Genomic DNA, 15,327 nt, shown 5'->3' on the forward strand with positions numbered 1-15,327 from the left:
CATGTTTTGAATATACCTTTCATTGTAGTTGATTAAAGGGGAAGAAAAAGTGTAAGTTGTTAGTATATATTTCACCTTTTAGTGGAGGGTCTAATGCAATTACTCTATTATTACATCCATTTATTTGTTCAATGTTCGAACAGAAATGCAAATAAACCTATTAAGCTGACCAGAAATGAGATAAGCAATATCCTCCAATGTACCGAGCGAAATGTTATTCATATTTTAAATCGTATGGAAGAGAAAGAATGGATTACTCGAGTGCGTGGGAAAGGAAGAGGAAACCCAACCGTTATTACCTTTACGAAATCTATTACAGATATGCTGACGTATATGGAAGCATCCTCAAGGGATACAGGTTTTAATGGCTTAATCACATATTTAGAACGGCATGATATACTACGTAATCATCAACACGTGTTGGATACTATACTAAAGGAATTGTTTGGCATGAGGAAAGATATAACTCAACAAGAGGGTGAGGAGTGTTTACATATTCCGTATTTTCGGTCATTTCATTCTTTAGATCCATCACAAGTAGAGCGACAAACGGAAAGACATATGGTACAACAACTATTTGATACCTTAGTTACGTTTAATAAAGATACGGACAAAGTAGAACCGAGTATTGCCTATTATTGGGAACGGGATGAGAGCGGGAAGGTATGGACATTTTACCTTAGAAAAGGAATTTCGTTCCATAATGGTAAGATGTTAGATGCTGAGGATGTAAAATTCACCTTCGAAAGACTTAAGGATACGCCAGCAAAATGGATAGTCGCATATTTAGAAAAGATGAATAGTATTGGTTCACATGCCATTCAATTTCACTTTGCTATACCGATTGTAAATTGGCCATTTATGTTATGTTCACCAAAAGCATCTATTGTTCCAATGGGGTTTGCGGAACAAACGGTAGAAGAATTCTCTCGAGAACCAATTGGAACAGGTCCGTACAAGGTGAAGTCTCACAATACGAATCTTCTCTCACTTTCGGTACATCAAAGCTATTTTAAAGAGAGGGCTCATATTGATGAAATATTTATTCATGTTATGCCATCAGTTGAGAAGTTCATGAATATAAAAGAGATTGAGGAAGAGCCACTTTTCTATATCCCATTTACTTGGAATACAAATACAGATAGGGGGTATAAGAATGTGGAAAGGGGGCATTTATCCATCAAGTATCTCATGTGGAATATGCGGAAGGATAAGATAAGGTCCAATCATTTGTTACGAGAAAAGCTGGGGGTACTTTTAAATAAAAAGAGAATGATAGAGGCTCTAGGCTATCCAAGATATGAACCGGTAAGAGTTTTTCATCAGAATCGTCCAAATAACGATAAGCTATATAATATGTCATTGGATATAGATTATATGGATACTTTAATATTAATGACCTATAATCTTAAACCAAACGAAGAGGATATTAAATGGATAAAGAGTGAATGTAACAAACAAGGGATTCATTTGGAATTGCGAGTCGTTCCATACTCTAATTTCTATGAAGAGGCTAAAGAGGCAGACATAGTATTATCGGAATATGTTGCGGAAGATGTTGAAGAGGTTGCGTTATTAAATTTATTTCATTCAGAAATGAGTATTTTACATAATCTATTAGACAGAGAGAATAGTAGAATTACGCAGGGCATTTATAAAGAGTTGGTTCAGGAAGTGTCATCGAACAGAAGGATTCAGATAATGAACCAATTAGAAAACAAACTAATAGAAAATCATATTGTTATGCCTTTATATTCAACATACCAAAAGGCTTTATACCATGAAAACTTGATGGGAATTTCACTAAGTATTATTGGATTAGTACCATTTAAAGACTTGTTCTTTAGGAAGGAATATGGATCGAACTAAATTGGTGTATGAGTAAGAATATTCAATAAAAGCTTGACGGAATCAAGGAGATAGATTAAATTGAAAGTAATTTAATAGAAAAAACAGGTTGATTTGACAATTTTTTTAGATCGAATCATTAAAAGGGAAGTTCGGTTAGAATCCGGCACGGTCCCGCCACTGTAATTGGGAGTCTTTTATCACAATCCACTGTCATTTTGATGGGAAGGAGATAGAAGATGATGAACATGAGTCAGGAGACCTGCCTGTTTTTTTATATCACACAACCTACGAGGATAGGGAGGCATGTGACGAACAATATACTTTATTGTATTTTGGTAGCGTTTACAAAACATCTCTTCTAGGTAGAGATGTTTTTTTATTGGACATTGTGAAAGCTAATAAATAAAAAGGGGATTTTTGGATGGTCAAACATCATAAACTAGTAAACTATTTAATTATATTAATCATGTTATTAAGCCCATTATTCATCAATGCATCCTATGTACAAGCTGCAAGTGATCAAAAAGACATCAAACCTCATAATGAAGCACAGAATAGCGTACAACTTACCATTGTTGTTTCAGAAGAGGAAGTACCTTTACCGTTCTCAGAAATAAAAATTGAAGAAGGGGATATGGTTTTAGATGCTTTAATTAATGCTACAGAGGAAAATGATATTACATTATCGTACCGTGGGACAGGGGCGACGGCCTATGTAGAAGGTATAGATGACATTTATGAGTTTGACCGAGGTCCCGGTAGTGGCTGGATGTATCGAGTAAATGGTGTCTTTCCAAACCGAGGTGCAGGAGTTATTCCGCTAGTTCCAGGTGATGTTGTTGAATGGCTTTATACAACAGATTTAGGAAATGATATAGGTGCTGATCTACACCCATTCCGTGATCATTTGGATCCTACTATTCATATAGACAACCTAAAGGATGGTTCTACGGTTTACGATAGCAAACTGTCCTTTGCTGTAGAGGCGGTTAGTTATTTTGGAACAGCTCTAATCCCCACTGTAAAAGTGAATGATACAGTAATTGTAGCGGAGGAAGGTAATCACTACTCTGCTACATTACTAAAAGGTCAAAACATAATAACTATTGAGGTTAGAGATAAGCAAGGCTATACCTCTTCGTTATCCTTGACCATTACATATGATGATAAACAAGTTGCTCCACATTTAGTGGAGGCGGATAAGGGTGATAGAGGTGAACTAGATAGCGCTCTAGTGGTAATCCAGGATGCTATAGAAAAAGCTAGTAACCATATCATCCAAAATGGTGTAAATAGTGAATGGGAAGCAATTGGGCTGGCTAAAGCTGGAAAAGAGATTCCAAGTGATTACCTTACTATTTTTTATCAAAATATTCAGGACCAAGTAATCAGAGGTTTAGAGAATGGTCGTATTAAGATTACAGATATTGAAAGACTAGTGATGGCTGCGGTGGCTGTTGGCATAGACCCCCGTGATATAGAAGGCTTAGACTTAATCGAATTGATATATAATAGCCCTGAGCGCCGTGGTGGTTATGATACGATGACCTTCCAAGGCAATAATGGCCCTATATTTGCCTTAATTGCTTTAGATACTCAAGGGTTTTCTGTCCCTGAGGATGCAAAGTGGACGAGGCAGAGACTAATAGAAGAATTAATACGTACCCAAAATGAAGATGGTAGTTGGTCATTAAATAGTGACTTTAGTACCCCGAGTGTAGATATAACAGGAATGGCGTTAATAGGTTTAAGTCCCTATAAAGACCAACCGGCAGTATCGAGCACCCTTGATAGAGCGGTTCAATGGCTATCAAATGTCCAAACGGAAGATGGAGGCTTCGATGGTGGGGATTTTGTAGGTGGGATTACTAGTGAAGCCGCAGCCCAGGTTATTATTGGTTTAACTGCTTATGGTATTGATCCTACAAGTGAGCCATTTACAAAGAATGGAAATAATTTAATCACCCATCTATTCGAATTCCAAAATACTGATGGTGGTTTTAAACACACTATGGACTATGACTATTCAGATCCTATGAGTACAGAACAGGCAATGCAAGCATTGGTTGCATACAAACTATTCCTGAGGGGAGAAGGAAGTCTGTACCACTTTAGTGATGTAATTGATAATGTGGATGATCCACCGGGTGAACAGGAAGAAGGGACCGATGAGAAAGAATTACCAGAGGATAAAGAAGAAAAAACAGATGATAATGTACCCCCGCGAGATGATTTGAATAACGAGGGAGAATTTTCGAAGAATCCACCATCCAATAATAAGGATGACACAGATAATAAGCAGGATATGCTACATAAAGAGAAAAAGTCAGATAATACACAAACTCCAAAGGGAAAAGAACTTCCAAACACAGCTAGTAATTTCTATAACTATATGCTAGTAGGTATGCTTCTAATGATTATAGGAGGATTAGTTCTATTTTACTTAAATAGACAACCAATGAGATATCATTGAGGAGGATGATGTAATGCCAAACTGGTTAAACCGCCTTTTAATTACGTTTTTAATGCTTACTGGCCTAACTCTTGCAGGATGTGATTCAACGCTTCAAATGCTTCAGACAAAAGAAGAGGCAAGCCAGGATAAAGTATTAGAACAAGAAGAACAAAGCCAGTTAGAAGCACCCGAGCAAGTGGAAATAAAGTCAGCAGATAACATAATACCTGATGAAACTAACGGGGAAGTGGATGATAACTCGAAAGTAGAAATACTAGATAAAGAGAATGAAGATACAAAGAATAAACAGTTCAATGAAGATAATAAGCCTACCGTATCAGGTGGAAATACAAAAGTCAGTGAATCTAAGTCTTCGTCTGATGAAAAAAGTCAGCAGAAAAACTCTACAACTAATGAACATAAAAGTAAATCTGGGAAACAGAGTAATTCGAATCGTGAAAGCAAATCTAATGATGAGAAAGAAAAAACAGAAGATAGTTCAAAATCGAATCCACCACCAATAGATACAATCGTTTATTCTATTGTAATCTCTGAAACGGAAGTCCCATTACCACCTACAGAAATGGAAGTAATGGATGGGGATACAGTATTACAAGCACTAATTAGAATAACAAGAGAAAAAAGCATTCAAATGGATTATCGTGGGGGACAAGGAGCTACTGCTTACGTGGAAGGCATTGATAATGTTTACGAGTTTGACCGAGGATCAGGAAGCGGTTGGATGTATCGGGTAAATGGGGTTTTTCCTGATCGTGGAGCTGGGGTTGTTCCGTTACTTCCTGGTGATCGTGTCGAATGGTTATATACGACCAATTTAGGTGAAGATTTAGGTGCAGACCTGAAACCATTCCGAAGATGAGTATAAAAGTCGACCTGTTTGAGTGGTATAAACAGGTCGACTTTCTTCACAGGTATGTAATGTACAACTATTATAAGTGGAAATGGAAGTGTTGATATAGTGGGAAATGGGTTTCGCAGTTACCATCCTTATGTCCAGTTTTGCTATTACCTATTTGTTGGTTTCTTAATCATGTATTTTAACCACCCAATATTCCTAATAGTTATATGCCTATTACTAGTCTTTGTTAATCTTTCCCATGATCATGGAAAAGCACTACGAAGATGGATTCCTGTTCTGATTCTGATGAGCCTAATGATTATCATACTAAATCCCTTTTTAGTTTCACGTGGGACTAATATCTTGTTTTACTTTCGTGGGAAACAAGTAACCATTGAAGCAGCTATTTATGGTATAACGCTGGCATTATTTATTGTGAATATCTTAGTAATGTTTGTTTCTTTTAATATCATTTTAAATGGAAATCGCTTTTTATATATCTTCTCAAGGATTCTCCCTCGGACTGCTTTTTTAATAACGGTCTCTATTCGGTTCGTTCCATTATTAAAGAGGAGGTTAGAGGAAATTAGTGAGGTGCACCAAACTCGAGGTTTAAATATGACAAGTGGAAGTTTGAAAGAGCGAATCAAAATAGGGATGTTGAGGATCCAACTTTTATTAACATGGTCGTTAGAAGAGGCGGTTCAAACAGCGGATTCCATGAAAGCTAGAGGATATGGCTTGGGGGAAAAAACTTCTTATATTCCTTACAGGATGCTAAAACGAGATTGGTATTGGCTGATTGTACTATTTCTATTATTGGCAATCTGTATTAGTGGAGGTTCTTTAGGGTATGGAAAACTAATCATTTATCCTGAGCTAGGTCCTTCACATTTATTTACTATCGATTGGATTTTGTTACTATGTTTGATAATTCTTGTTTCATTTCCGTTGATTGTGGAAGGGAGAGAAAAACTCAAATGGAAATTTTCAATATAAAAGATTTATCATTTCAATACCCTGACACGAGTGAGTTGGTCCTTAACCGTTTAACAGTTACTATTCAAGAGGGCGAATTTGTTGTCATATGTGGCCCAACGGGGTGTGGAAAATCTACACTTCTTCGTTTATTAAAAAAGGAACTCGCTCCATATGGTGATGTTTCTGGAGAAATATTATATGCGGGGAGAACAATCCATGATTGGGATGACAGAGTATCGGTTGAGGAGATTGGGTTTATATTTCAAAACCCAGAGAATCAAATTGTAATGGACGATGTATTACAGGAAATGGTATTTGGCCTAGAAAACTTAGGTTACTCTAATTTAGAAATGCGAAAACGAGTAGCAGAAATAGTGTATACATTTGGATATGAGCATCTTTTACATAAAAAAACTTCCGAATTATCTGGAGGGCAAAAACAAATTTTAAATCTCCTTTCTGTATTACTTTTGAAACCGAAAGTCCTACTTTTGGATGAACCGATCTCACAGCTAGACCCAATTATGGCAAAAGACTTATTACGAATATTAGAAAGAGTAAATTCGGAACTGGGCATGACAATTTTATTGGTGGAGCATCGACTGGAAGAATTGTTTGACTTGGCTGACCGGGTTATCATGTTGGATGGCGGTAATATTAGCTATAATGGTTCAAGTAGAGAAGTGATATATTCAGTATTCCAGGATAAAGATAAACATTTTCTTTCCTATCTTCCAGCAGTTTCACGGTTTTATTTAGAAACCGAAAGTTTAGTTGAGGTAGGAAGTATTCCGTTAAATGTAAAGGATTGTAAGACATGGATTTCATCAAAGGATATAGAGTTTTCTAACCACGATAATCAATTTCGAAATCAATTGGTTATGCATGACTTAAAGCCAATTATTGAATTAAACGATATATACTACCAGTATGATAAGGATTCGCCAATGGCACTACAGAATCTTGCATTAAAGATTAATCAAGGTGAATTTTATGGAGTTGTTGGGGGAAACGGTTCAGGTAAGACTACGTTATTGAGGATATGTTTAGGACTCTTAGAACCGCAACGTGGAAAGGTAAAAGTCTTTGGAAAGCGAATGACGAAGAAAGTAAAAAAAGCGATATATAGCAAAATTGCCTATTTACCTCAGAATCCGTTGACTTACTTTATTCATGATTCTATTGAACAAGAGATGCGTCAGTCTGTTCAGTTACTTGATCCTGCCCAAGCAGCCGAACGTATAGAAGAACAATTACAACTATTTGGGATTGAGTACTTAAGGGATAGGCACCCTAATGACTGTTCGGGAGGAGAAATTCAGAAGGCTGCACTTGCTTGTATGTTGCTGAAAAATCCAGATATTCTATTGATTGATGAACCGACTAAAGGCTTAGACCCAATTTCAAAAAGGCAATTAGCATCCACCCTAAAACGAATACATCAGGAAGGGTTGACTATAGTCATGGTGACACATGATATTGAATTCGCCGTTCATCATACTACGAAGAGCGCTATGATGTTTAATGGTAACATTACAATCGATGCGGTGCCAGAAGAACTCTTTAAAGGCAATTACTTTTATACAACAACCATGAACCGCGTAACGCAGAATACTTCAGTTCCAGAGGTATTAACATTGGAGGAGGCTATATCTATATGGAAAGAAAGCAAACTTCGCACCTCTTAAAGGTATTTCTGTTGTTTATCATATTTGTTATTTCAAATATGATTTTTTCGCGTCAACATTACTTAATTTTTAGTTTGATTATTATTGTAATTGTTTTATTTTTTTTCTTTAATCGTTTTGAAATGAGACAGGTCAGGACTAGAGAGATCGTTATATTGGCCATGTTATCAGCTATAGCGGCTATTTCCCGTGTACCTTTCGCAGGATTACCAAGCGTCCAACCAACTTCATTTGTGATTATTACAGCAGGTTTAGTCTTCGGGGCTGAATCGGGTTTTTTGGTGGGGGCGGTTGCGGCTATTGTCTCTAATCTGTTTTTAGGGCAGGGTCCCTGGACTCCATGGCAAATGTTTTCTTGGGGAATCATGGGCTTCAGCGCAGGAGTGTTGAGGGATTTAGGTTGGATGGGTAAAGTTTGGATTCAATCTATATTCGGATTCCTTTGGGGCTTTCTCTTTGGTTGGTTAATGAATTTATGGATCGTTATTAACAATCTTCAAAATTTCTCCTTAGAGTTTATTATGGGTATCTATATATCTAGCTTTTCCCACGATTTAGCCCATGCTATATCGAATACCTTATTAATAGCTATTCTCAGCACTAGATGGGTGAAGGTACTATTTCGATTTAAGAGAAAATACGGGTTACTTGAGAAAGGTACTGGTAATAGCTCCTGATAACGCAATTATTATAATAGATTCCTACTCTTTTCCAAGTAAATAGGGCAACATTGCTAATGATATTGCCCTACAAAAAAATTAAGAGTTATGAAAGGTCTGCCCAATTTCCTTCTTTGCAATTATTTCGTTACCAGCTTCGAGAGATTTATGTTCTTTAACAGAGTCTCCGACCATTTTATTTAAAGAATCAAATGGATAATTCTGTCTCAGTCCATTTTGCGCACTTATTTTCCCATCTACGTTTGCTTCGGTTGGCAGATTGAATTTACGTTTTCCAGTTTCGTTTGCCATGACCACCACCTCTTAGTAATATCCTCTCTTATAGGATAAGTTTTATTCCAAGAGCATATTTTTTTCGTTCAACTTGAAAATAATTTAGACTGGGAATACGACTGAAAATGAGGGGATCTTATGTTACCTGTATATAGCGATGTTATTCAGTTTCGAGGAAGCCATTATGATTTTGGTTATTATCAAGGAGAATTGCTAAAGGATTCTCCTATACTTGAGAATAGAGAAAAGCAGTGGGGTTCAAAAAGGAAATATCACTTTTCGATAGATGAAAAAGAGGTACAAACTGCGATAAAGCGTTTGGCCCCAGGAATTTGGGATGAAATAGAAGGATTAGCAGATGCATTGAAATGGAATATGCATGATGCAATTCGTGAGTTTGGTGGGTATTATTTAGAATATGGGAGAAGCGGATGCTCTATTTTCACTGGGAAGGACTATTTGATAAGGAATTATGATAATCATCCTGCTTCTTATGAAGGACGATATGTGTTCTACCAACCTACAGACCAAGGGTATTCCATGGTTGGACCATCTATGCAAATAACTGGTCGGATTGATGGAATAAACGAAAAAGGGCTTGCTATGGGATATAATTTTGTTAACCGTAAGAAATCTGGAAGTGGTTTTATTTGTAATATGGTTGGTAGGATCATTCTGGAGGCATGCGCAACGGTGGAAGAAGCGGTAGATGTGCTAAAAGCAATTCCCCATCGGCATTCATTCAGTTACGTCCTATTAGACCAAAAGGGTAAAACTTATGTAATTGAGGCATCCCCGAGAAGAGTTGATGTGCACCATGGGAATGCTTGTACGAATCATTTTGAATTGCTTTCAGGGGAGAACCGATACCGAATGGATGAATCGGTAGCAAGGCAACGTGCCATAATGAATCAAGGGGAGAATCTGATCAACCCATATCAAGCTTTTCAAATGATGAATGATACAGATAAGGGAGTTTTTTCTACTAAATATGGTGCATGGGCAGGTACGTTACATACGGCAGCGTACTTTCCCCATGAATTAAAAGCATGGTTCTCATTAGGTGGAGACCAGCACCCGATTCTATTTGATTTTAAAAAGTGGTTAGCTGGCGATAAAATGATGGTAAGAAAAGTAAAAGGAAAACTTGATGTAAAAACACCTTTTGTTAATATGGCGCACTTTACTGAGCCGGAATTCTTGATATAAGAAAACAAACAACCAATCGCCTAATTTGATTGGTTGTTTGTTTATTAAGAAATCGATTTACCACGGCTAGCGATAGCACTGGCGAATTGATTAGCGATTGTTTCGCCAATATCCTCCCACTTCGTTTTGTTACGTATTTGCCCATCCTTATCAAGAGGCTCCTGGAATTGATTAATACCAGTAGCAGCAAGTAATGAATTCTCGTTCCTGTCAAGCCCAATATGTACAATATGCTTAATAACGAATGGTTTGCCGAATTCAATAAAGGCTCCATCACGATCCAATTCCCCTTCTAAAACATGAAATGGCATTCTTAAATAGATGGTTTCTCCTCCTTCGCGGTGAAGTGTTGCATCGAGGAACGCCCCATCATATTCCCAACTACCACACAGGCTTAGCCCGAACTGCTTTGCTATGATACGAGCTTGTCCGAAATAGGCAGTTTTCCCTTCTATTTCTGATTGAAGTTCAATCATCTAATCACTCCTTCTTCTATATTTGCTTATAGCATTTACAAAAAATGGTATAAAATACCTTCTTATTGTTGATTCCTTGTTTTTTGCGGTAAAATATTGATAATACTAATGGACAAGCGGTGAACAGAATGTTGAAGGATACAGGAGAACGAGTTATCCCGGAGAAAATGAAAGTATTAAATGGTTTATTAATTGAGCATATTGCAAGATATCACTTTGCTACGGAATATGTATATGGTCGAGTGTTAGACTTCGCAAGTGGTTCTGGATATGGAAGTCATATTATGGCCAAGATGTGTAAGAATAGAGTGCAGGAAGTAATCGGAGTCGATATTGATCAAGAAACAGTGAAGTATGCAAGGGGTACATATTATCATCCACTAACGAAGTTTAGAATAGGGAATGTAGTGGACCCAAGGTTACCAGACGAGTTAGGACAATTTGATTGCATCGTAAGCTTTGAGACCATAGAACATATTCGAGAAGAAGAACAGTTTATGACTAATATCTATACGATGTTAAAGCCTGGTGGCACGTTGATGTTGTCCACCCCATTTGGAGAAGGTAGAGGGATACCGAGTGGGCAGGAGTATCATGTACATCAATTAACAGTAGACGAGTTTAAGGGGTTATTTAAGGAATACCAATCTACGGAATATTATTACCAAAAGGGAGCATTGATTCAGCCTGCATTTGCAGCGGAGGAGAGGGGATTTCCTCTTGGAATAGCGATTTGTAAGAAATAGTCAACTGGAATTGCCGCGCTAATTAGCGTGGTTTTTTTGTAGGAATTTATTACCTAGTAGGGGTATTTTTAGAGGGAAGGGTACTTGTTTAAGAAAGGAAAGTAACGAGTATAAGAAACTCTTTGGGGGTATCCTTATAATGAATGCAAGGAAAAAGTAAAGTTGTTGACAATTATACTGTAGGGGGGTATAGTATAATTAAAGCGAAGGAAAGAAGGTGTTCGAATGGATCAATTTTTACATGATCACCCAATTACCCCTAGAACAGATGCAGAGAAGCAAGGGGTAGTTAATCGTTTAAAGCGAATTGAAGGACAGGTTCGGGGTATTCAGAAAATGGTTGAAGAAGACCGTTACTGTGTCGATATTTTAGTACAAATAAGTGCGATAAATGCAGCTTTGAAAAAGGTTGGATTCCAAGTTGCCGAACGACATGTAAAGCATTGTGTAAGCCATGCCGTGAAGTCTGGTGAAGGGGAAGCATCAATTGATGAATTAATGGAAGTGTTAAAACGACTTTCTAAATGAGGGGGGTATCCGATATGAGTGAGTCCAGACAAATTACGGTTGGTGTCACTGGGATGACCTGTGCAGCGTGTTCTAATCGAATTGAAAAGGTTCTGAATAAAATGGATGGCGTGAAAGCCCAAGTTAATTTAACAACAGAAAAGGCCAGTGTGCATTATAATCCAGATGCAGTCACAGTAGAGGACATTACAACCAAGATTGAAAAACTTGGTTACGGTGTTCAGCTTGAAAGGTTAGAGCTTGATGTCTTCGGGATGACCTGTGCTGCTTGTTCAACTAGGATTGAAAAGGTGTTAAATAAAGAAGAGGGAGTTAAACAAGCTACCGTAAACCTAGCAACCGAAAGTGCCTCCATTGAATTTAATCCTGCACTTGTTAAAGAATTAGATTTGATTGGAAGAATTAAAAAGCTAGGGTACGATGCGAAGGTGAAGGCAGATAAAGAAGATAAACAAACTGAGAAAGAAAAACAACTGCAAAAAATGAAAACGAAATTAATCATTTCTGCAATCCTATCTGCACCATTATTATTAACCATGCTCGTTCATTTAGCTGGAGTTTCCATTCCAGATATCTTTATGAATCCGTGGTTCCAGTTCACACTTGCGACACCAGTACAGTTCATTATCGGTTGGCAGTTCTATGTTGGAGCATATAAGAATCTGCGTAATGGTGGTGCCAATATGGACGTGCTTGTCGCGCTTGGTACTAGTGCAGCATATTTTTATAGTCTTTATGAGGCATTTAATACGCTTCGTCATCCAGGACATATGCCACATTTATATTTTGAGACTAGTGCCATTTTAATTACCTTAATTTTATTTGGAAAATATTTAGAAACAAGCGCAAAAAGTCGGACGACCGTTGCTATTTCTAAGCTACTAAACTTACAAGCAAAACAAGCAAGAGTAGTGCGTGATGGCGCGGAAATGATGATTCCTATGGAGGATGTTGTGGTTGGCGATCGTCTCGTAGTAAAACCCGGTGAGAAAATACCCGTGGATGGTATTGTTGTGAAAGGTAGAACATCGGTTGATGAATCCATGATTACCGGAGAATCTATACCGATTGAAAAAGATATCGATGCAAGTGTCATTGGTTCTACTATTAATAAAAATGGAACGATTGAAATGGAAGCGAAGAAAGTTGGGAAGGATACCGCTCTTGCATCCATCATTAAAGTGGTAGAGGATGCCCAAGGCTCAAAAGCCCCAATTCAACGATTAGCAGATGTCATTTCAGGTTACTTTGTACCGATAGTAGTGGGAATTGCGTTCGTAACCTTTGGCGTATGGATTTTGTTTGTTACTCCAGGTGAATTAGAAACAGCGTTAGTAACGGCAATTGCAGTATTAGTAATTGCCTGTCCATGTGCGTTAGGTCTCGCAACTCCAACCTCGATTATGGTTGGTTCTGGTAGAGCTGCTGAAAGTGGAATCCTTTTTAAAGGTGGGGAGCACCTAGAGCGTACCCATCAGCTTAATGCAATTGTACTAGATAAAACCGGTACAATTACGAAGGGGAAGCCTGAGGTAACCTATTTTACAGCTGATGAGGAAACGTTATCGCTTGTAGCTAGTGCTGAAAAAGGGTCTGAGCATCCTTTGGCAGAAGCGATTGTAGCCTTTGCTACTGAAAGAAATGTACCTTTCGTTGAGACGGAGTATTTTAACGCGATACCTGGACATGGTATAGAAGCTAGAATTCATGACAAGAACGTATTAGTAGGCACTAGAAAATTAATGAATGACCACAATATTACCGTTACTGGTGCGATAGAAGCTGAGTTAGTGGATTATGAAATGAAGGGCAATACAGCGATGTTAATTACAGTAAATGGCGAGTTAAAAGGGATTTTAGCGGTAGCCGATACGGTGAAGGACACTGCTAAAGATGCTATAAAAGAGCTAAAAGAGCAGGGACTTGAAGTGATTATGCTTACCGGTGATAATGAACGCACTGCTAAAGCTATTGCTGAACAAGTGGGAATCGACCGTGTCATTGCCCAAGTATTACCAGAGGAAAAGGCTAACCGAGTAAAAGAGATTCAATTACAAGGGAAAAAGGTTGCGATGGTTGGAGATGGCGTAAATGATGCTCCGGCTCTTGCAGTAGCTGATATTGGTATTGCAATTGGTACTGGTACAGAAGTTGCTATTGAAGCTGCCGATGTAACCATCTTAGGTGGAGAATTACTATTAATACCAAAAGCTATTAAAATTAGCAAAGCAACGATAAAAAATATTCGTCAAAACTTATTCTGGGCATTTGCTTATAATAGTGCGGGTATTCCAATAGCAGCACTTGGGTTACTTGCTCCTTGGATAGCAGGAGCTGCCATGGCATTTAGCTCGGTAAGTGTGGTAACCAATTCACTTCGCTTAAAACGAGTAAAAATATAAATAATATTTGGGGACGGTAGATAGTCCTGTCCCCAATACTTACTTTTCATAGTTGAAAGGAGATATATAGGATGCAATCTTTAACACTAGATGTAAGAGGAATGACTTGCGGGCATTGCAAAATGTCAGTAGAAGGTGCACTGAACGAATTAGATGGTGTATCTAATGTAGAGGTGGATTTAGCTACTGGCAAAGTTACTGTGACTTACGATGAGTCAAAAGTAACCTTAGAAGCAATGCAAGAGGCAGTAGAAGAACAAGGCTATGATGTAGCTTAACAAGAAAAAGCAGGCACTTCAAACATGTGTCTGCTTTTTCTTGTGTGTCAGAATGGTCTATCCAGCAGTGGTTGTGGCTTTAACACTAGATACATGAAATATGGAGATTTGTTAAATCCTGAAGCTAGTAGCTGAAATCCTGAAACACCCCCTTCAAATCCTGAAGTACCCCTCTCAGATCCTGAAGAATATGTCAACTATGGCTATAAGGTATCTTTCGGACCCTTGCAGCACTAGTCAAACTTGCGTAAGATTACCATATAAACCAACAAGGAGAATGATAATGAAAGAATACTACTACGATAAGCTCCTTAACATACATACAACTGGTAAACGTGTAGCCACTAATCATATCAATCACTACTATCCGTATGAACCTACCCCGTATCAAGCATTAGAGGTGTTGTTTGGCCAATATGAGGTGAAGAGTTCCGATCAATTTGTAGACTTTGGATGTGGTTTAGGGCGGATGAATTTCTTTATCCATCACCATTACCATGCCAAGGTAACTGGAATAGAAATGAATGAGGCTTTTTATCATAGAGCAATCGAAAATCTAGAAAGCTATAGAAAAAAGGCGAGGAAATCTACAGATAATATATCGTTTAAACATTGCCTTGCCGAAGACTATGAAATTAGCGAAGCGGATAATCGATTCTACTTCTTTAATCCATTTTCTATTCACATTTTCCAGCGTGTCATTAACCGGATTCTTCTATCCGTAGAGGCATTCCCAAGGCAAGTGGATATTATCTTGTACTATCCTTCAAAGGAATATATCTTCTATTTGGAGAATCAGACCGTGTTTCAATTGGAGCAAGAAATAGGACTGCCCTATGAAAATAATCCGAATGAGCGATTTTTAGTATACCGATGGAATAATGAAGAATAAGGAAGGGTT

At 37.9% G+C, this 15,327-nt stretch carries 14 protein-coding genes and 1 riboswitch; of the genes, 12 read left to right on the plus strand and 2 right to left on the minus strand.

Going from position 1 to position 15,327, the window contains the following annotated elements; all coding sequences use genetic code 11:
- The first annotated feature begins 93 nt into the window (after positions 1–93).
- From KGF86_RS14110 to KGF86_RS14135, 6 genes are all read left to right on the plus strand, one after another.
- Positions 94–1,869, plus strand: a complete 1,776-nt coding sequence (locus KGF86_RS14110; RefSeq protein WP_211742267.1) for an ABC transporter substrate-binding protein — start codon at positions 94–96, stop codon at positions 1,867–1,869.
- 68 nt (positions 1,870–1,937) lie between these two features.
- Positions 1,938–2,132: riboswitch (cobalamin riboswitch) on the plus strand.
- A gap of 140 nt (positions 2,133–2,272) precedes the next feature.
- Positions 2,273–4,324, plus strand: coding sequence for a DUF4430 domain-containing protein (locus KGF86_RS14115; RefSeq protein ID WP_211742268.1), 2,052 nt, complete (start codon positions 2,273–2,275; stop codon positions 4,322–4,324).
- 13 nt (positions 4,325–4,337) lie between these two features.
- Positions 4,338–5,186 (plus strand): DUF4430 domain-containing protein, encoded by an 849-nt coding sequence (locus KGF86_RS14120; protein WP_186869474.1) that lies wholly within the window; start codon positions 4,338–4,340, stop codon positions 5,184–5,186.
- Between the two features lie 99 nt (positions 5,187–5,285).
- On the plus strand, positions 5,286–6,164 hold the full coding sequence (locus KGF86_RS14125; protein WP_343221463.1) for an energy-coupling factor transporter transmembrane component T: 879 nt from the start codon (positions 5,286–5,288) through the stop codon (positions 6,162–6,164).
- Positions 6,146–7,834, plus strand: coding sequence for an ABC transporter ATP-binding protein (locus KGF86_RS14130; protein ID WP_211742270.1), 1,689 nt, complete (start codon positions 6,146–6,148; stop codon positions 7,832–7,834). The genes KGF86_RS14125 and KGF86_RS14130 overlap by 19 nt, the downstream gene beginning before the upstream one ends.
- A complete protein-coding gene (locus tag KGF86_RS14135) occupies positions 7,804–8,511 on the plus strand; it encodes an ECF transporter S component (RefSeq protein ID WP_246521588.1) in 708 nt (235 codons plus the stop codon). Before KGF86_RS14130 ends, KGF86_RS14135 begins: the two co-directional genes overlap by 31 nt.
- 81 nt (positions 8,512–8,592) lie before the next feature.
- Here the strand turns inward: KGF86_RS14135 and KGF86_RS14140 are convergent, their stop codons facing one another.
- Positions 8,593–8,805: a hypothetical protein gene (locus tag KGF86_RS14140; RefSeq protein WP_186869477.1), complete on the minus strand. Its 213-nt coding sequence runs from the start codon at positions 8,803–8,805 to the stop codon at positions 8,593–8,595.
- 120 nt (positions 8,806–8,925) lie between these two features.
- Between KGF86_RS14140 and KGF86_RS14145 the strand changes: the two genes are divergently transcribed.
- Positions 8,926–9,996, plus strand: coding sequence for a C45 family autoproteolytic acyltransferase/hydrolase (locus tag KGF86_RS14145; RefSeq protein WP_186869478.1), 1,071 nt, complete (start codon positions 8,926–8,928; stop codon positions 9,994–9,996).
- A 44-nt stretch (positions 9,997–10,040) separates the two neighbouring features.
- Here the strand turns inward: KGF86_RS14145 and KGF86_RS14150 are convergent, their stop codons facing one another.
- Complete coding sequence (locus KGF86_RS14150; RefSeq protein WP_186869479.1) at positions 10,041–10,472, minus strand: YugN family protein; 432 nt, start codon at positions 10,470–10,472, stop codon at positions 10,041–10,043.
- A 128-nt stretch (positions 10,473–10,600) separates the two neighbouring features.
- Here KGF86_RS14150 and KGF86_RS14155 point away from each other — a divergent pair, with 128 nt between their 5' ends.
- From KGF86_RS14155 to KGF86_RS14175, 5 genes are all read left to right on the plus strand, one after another.
- On the plus strand, positions 10,601–11,218 hold the full coding sequence (locus tag KGF86_RS14155; protein WP_211742271.1) for a class I SAM-dependent methyltransferase: 618 nt from the start codon (positions 10,601–10,603) through the stop codon (positions 11,216–11,218).
- Positions 11,219–11,443: 225 nt separating this feature from the next.
- The gene (locus tag KGF86_RS14160; RefSeq protein WP_186869481.1) at positions 11,444–11,746 is read left to right on the plus strand and encodes a metal-sensing transcriptional repressor; all 303 of its coding nucleotides are present in this window, start codon (positions 11,444–11,446) and stop codon (positions 11,744–11,746) included.
- Between the two features lie 14 nt (positions 11,747–11,760).
- A complete protein-coding gene (locus KGF86_RS14165; protein WP_211742272.1) occupies positions 11,761–14,148 on the plus strand; it encodes a heavy metal translocating P-type ATPase in 2,388 nt (795 codons plus the stop codon).
- Between the two features lie 71 nt (positions 14,149–14,219).
- The gene (gene copZ / locus KGF86_RS14170) at positions 14,220–14,426 is read left to right on the plus strand and encodes a copper chaperone CopZ (protein WP_186869483.1); all 207 of its coding nucleotides are present in this window, start codon (positions 14,220–14,222) and stop codon (positions 14,424–14,426) included.
- 283 nt (positions 14,427–14,709) lie between these two features.
- The gene (locus KGF86_RS14175; protein WP_211742273.1) at positions 14,710–15,318 is read left to right on the plus strand and encodes a class I SAM-dependent methyltransferase; all 609 of its coding nucleotides are present in this window, start codon (positions 14,710–14,712) and stop codon (positions 15,316–15,318) included.
- The last annotated feature ends 9 nt before the right edge of the window (positions 15,319–15,327 follow it).

The organism is Ornithinibacillus massiliensis, from assembly GCF_018310345.1.
Classification (GTDB): Bacteria; Bacillota; Bacilli; order Bacillales; family Amphibacillaceae; genus Ornithinibacillus; species Ornithinibacillus massiliensis.

What these genes read in the sequence shown, in the direction of transcription:
- KGF86_RS14140 (WP_186869477.1), bottom strand. Translation starts at nt 8,805, where the DNA reads ATGGCAAACGAAACTGGAAAACGTAAATTCAATCTGCCAACCGAAGCA.
- KGF86_RS14150 (WP_186869479.1), bottom strand. Translation starts at nt 10,472, where the DNA reads ATGATTGAACTTCAATCAGAAATAGAAGGGAAAACTGCCTATTTCGGA.
- KGF86_RS14135 (WP_246521588.1), top strand. Translation starts at nt 7,804, where the DNA reads ATGGAAAGAAAGCAAACTTCGCACCTCTTAAAGGTATTTCTGTTGTTT.
- KGF86_RS14165 (WP_211742272.1), top strand. Translation starts at nt 11,761, where the DNA reads ATGAGTGAGTCCAGACAAATTACGGTTGGTGTCACTGGGATGACCTGT.
- copZ (WP_186869483.1), top strand. Translation starts at nt 14,220, where the DNA reads ATGCAATCTTTAACACTAGATGTAAGAGGAATGACTTGCGGGCATTGC.
- KGF86_RS14120 (WP_186869474.1), top strand. Translation starts at nt 4,338, where the DNA reads ATGCCAAACTGGTTAAACCGCCTTTTAATTACGTTTTTAATGCTTACT.
- KGF86_RS14160 (WP_186869481.1), top strand. Translation starts at nt 11,444, where the DNA reads ATGGATCAATTTTTACATGATCACCCAATTACCCCTAGAACAGATGCA.
- KGF86_RS14110 (WP_211742267.1), top strand. Translation starts at nt 94, where the DNA reads ATGCAATTACTCTATTATTACATCCATTTATTTGTTCAATGTTCGAAC.
- KGF86_RS14130 (WP_211742270.1), top strand. Translation starts at nt 6,146, where the DNA reads ATGGAAATTTTCAATATAAAAGATTTATCATTTCAATACCCTGACACG.
- KGF86_RS14155 (WP_211742271.1), top strand. Translation starts at nt 10,601, where the DNA reads ATGTTGAAGGATACAGGAGAACGAGTTATCCCGGAGAAAATGAAAGTA.
- KGF86_RS14175 (WP_211742273.1), top strand. Translation starts at nt 14,710, where the DNA reads ATGAAAGAATACTACTACGATAAGCTCCTTAACATACATACAACTGGT.
- KGF86_RS14145 (WP_186869478.1), top strand. Translation starts at nt 8,926, where the DNA reads ATGTTACCTGTATATAGCGATGTTATTCAGTTTCGAGGAAGCCATTAT.
- KGF86_RS14115 (WP_211742268.1), top strand. Translation starts at nt 2,273, where the DNA reads ATGGTCAAACATCATAAACTAGTAAACTATTTAATTATATTAATCATG.